Origin of the sequence: Streptomyces botrytidirepellens (assembly GCF_003721215.1) — a bacterium.
GTDB lineage: Bacteria > Actinomycetota > Actinomycetes > Streptomycetales > Streptomycetaceae > Streptomyces > Streptomyces himastatinicus.
This window is the reverse complement of sequence record NZ_RIBZ01000522.1, coordinates 1-2454: the sequence shown is the minus strand read 5'-3', so window position 1 is coordinate 2454 and position 2454 is coordinate 1. Positions and strand designations below refer to the sequence as shown.

Sequence of the window (2454 nt, the reverse complement as noted above, 5' to 3'; positions counted from 1 at the left end):
GTCCGGCGGTGCGAGCGGCTGCCGGGCCGCACCCCCGGGCCGGGCGTCGGGGGCGGGGTCGTGCGGTGCCGGTACGCCCGGGGCGGCCACCGCCACCGCGAGCGGCCAGCCGGGCAGGGAGGCGACCACGGTCCGGTCGTCGAGCGACAGCGCGTACTCCATGCCGCAGTCCCATGTCGCGATGGCGCACGCCACGAGCGACACGTCGTCGGTGACCACCGTCCAGCGGGCGCCCTTGCCGTCCTGCCCCAGCACCAGGCCGTAGCCCGGCTCGTACGGCTCCAGCCCGAGCGCGGCGCACACCTCGGGGTAGTCGTCGCCGAGCACGCTCGGGAACTGTGCGGGCGTCAGCAGCACGGCGGTCAGCACATACAGGGCTTCCTCGCCCGACTCCTCCGTGGCGGACACGGCGGCCTCCTCTTGCTGTTCTTCGTCCGGCGCACCCTAACCAGCCGGTAGGCGCGGCGTCGAGACTCCGGACCGCGGACGCCGTCAGCTCTCGTCCCCGGCGCGCAGCGCGTCCAGGGTGCGCCGCAGCCAGGACAGTTCGGCCTGGCTGGTGGCGCGCGCGATGGTGAGGACGCCCCGCCGGAAGGGATCCTCCACCTCCTCCGCCCGCAGCGGCCGGTCGCCCTCGTAGAAGAAGCTGGAGGGGTGTCGCAGGAAGGCCAGGCGGCGTTCGAGTACGGCCGCCTGCCGTGCCGGGTCGTCCAGATGCCGCAGGAACGACAGCAGGGTGAACCAGCGATTCTCGTCCGTGATGTCGACCTCGGCCGGATCCGCGAGACGGCGGCGCAGCTCGGCGCGCCCGTCGGCGGTCAGGGTCAGGACGTGCCGGGGTGCCGCCCCCGCGCCGGGCCGGGTCTCGCGGGCCAGCAGCCCCGCCCTTTCCAGCCGCTTGATGGCCGGGTAGAGCGTGCTCTCGGCCACCGGTTTGACGTGCCCGGTCAGCGCGGTGATGCGCTTGCGCAGCTCGTATCCGTGCAGCGGCGCGTCATGGAGGAAGCCGAGGATGGCGAGTTCGAGCATGCCCGCATTGTGACGCACTCCGCTGTACCTCGAAGGCGCAATACCTCCGCGACGATGTATTGTCCGAGAGCACTCAGAAGCTTCAGAAGCATCGAGCGACGGGAGGGAAGGCCATGCACGAAGCCCCATTCGGCCCGGAGGGGGCCCGGATCCGCTGGACCGAGGCCGGTGGAGACGGTGAGGGCGGCGCGCCCCGGGTCTACGTGCACGGCCTCGGCGCGGTCTCGGCCGTCTATCACGCGCACATCGCCGCCGATCCGGCCCTAACCGGGCGGCGTTCGCTCTTCGTCGACCTGCCCGGTCACGGCATCAGCGATCGCCCCGCCGACTTCGCGTACACCTTGGAGGACCACGCCGACGCGCTCGCGTCCGCCCTCGATGCGGCCGGGGCGCGGAACGCTGAGATCGTCGGGCACAGCATGGGCGGGGCGGTCGCCATCGTGCTCGCGGTACGCCGCCCCGACCTGGTCTCCCGCCTGGTGCTCACCGAGGCCAACCTCGATCCCGCACCGCCGCGCACCGCGGGCAGCAGCGGGATCAGTGCGTACACGGAGGACGCGTTCGTGAACGGCGGTGGCTTCGCGGAAACCCTGGAGCGGGTGGGGCCGGTGTGGCGGGCCACGATGCGGCTCACGGATCCGACGGCCCTGCACCGCAGCGCATGCGGGCTGGTACGCGGCACGGAGCCGACCATGCGCCGGATGCTGATCGGGCTGGACATCCCGCGCACCTACCTCGTCGGCGGGCACGGCGATGCCCTCACCGGGCGCGATGAACTGGTGGCCGCGGGAGTGGTGGTGACGACCGTTCCCGACTCGGGGCACAACATGATGTTCGACGACCCGTCGGCGTTCGCCGCGGCGATCGCGACGAACGCGACGAACGCGACGAACGCGACGAACGCGACGAACACGGCGCCGGGCGATCGGTGCGGCTCGGCCCTCCGTCAGCCCTGACGGACTGCGAGGGCCAGGAAGCGGGTGTCCTCGTCCGTGTACGAGTCCAGCCGCCAGCCGCAACGGGCCAGCAGCGGCCGCAGGTTGGGCTCGGCCCGCAGATCGTCGGGGGTGAGCGCTCGACCGTGGCGGGCGGCGAGGGCGGCGCGCCCCACCGGGTGGAACAGCGCGAACGACCCGCCGGGGCGCACCACCCGGGCCAGCTCGCACAGCCCGGACCGGGGATCGGTGAGATGCGAGATCAGCCCGGCGGCGAAGACCGCGTCGAGACAGCCGTCGCGCAGCGGCAGCCGGGCGACATCGGCGAGGGCGAGCGTCCCGTCCCGGTCCCGACCGGCTTGTCGGGCCGCCGCCAGCATGGCGGGCGTGAGGTCGAAGCCCAGCACGGTCCCGCGGGCGCCGACCGCGGCGCGCAGCGCGGGCAGGGCGCGGCCGGTGCCGCAGCCCGCGTCGAGCACCGCGTCCCCGG

Annotated in this window: 3 protein-coding genes and 1 pseudogene; 1 reads left to right on the top strand and 3 read right to left on the bottom strand. The window is 73.7% G+C overall.

The features are described 5' to 3' along the window. Both EEJ42_RS32275 and EEJ42_RS32270 read right to left on the bottom strand, forming a co-directional pair. Window positions 1-408 (bottom strand): annotated as a pseudogene (locus EEJ42_RS32275) (hypothetical protein); the annotation flags it as partial. A gap of 84 nt (window positions 409-492) precedes the next feature. Further along, window positions 493-1029, bottom strand: a complete 537-nt coding sequence (locus EEJ42_RS32270; protein WP_123105461.1) for a PadR family transcriptional regulator — start codon at window positions 1027-1029, stop codon at window positions 493-495. Between the two features lie 113 nt (window positions 1030-1142). Here EEJ42_RS32270 and EEJ42_RS32265 point away from each other — a divergent pair, with 113 nt between their 5' ends. Further along, entirely contained in the window at window positions 1143-1985 is an 843-nt protein-coding gene (locus tag EEJ42_RS32265) for an alpha/beta hydrolase (RefSeq protein WP_123105459.1), read from the top strand. Here EEJ42_RS32265 and EEJ42_RS32260 read toward each other — a convergent pair. Continuing rightward, window positions 1976-2454: class I SAM-dependent methyltransferase (locus EEJ42_RS32260; RefSeq protein WP_148082098.1), on the bottom strand; the 479-nt coding region annotated here is incomplete at its 5' end. The genes EEJ42_RS32265 and EEJ42_RS32260 overlap by 10 nt on opposite strands.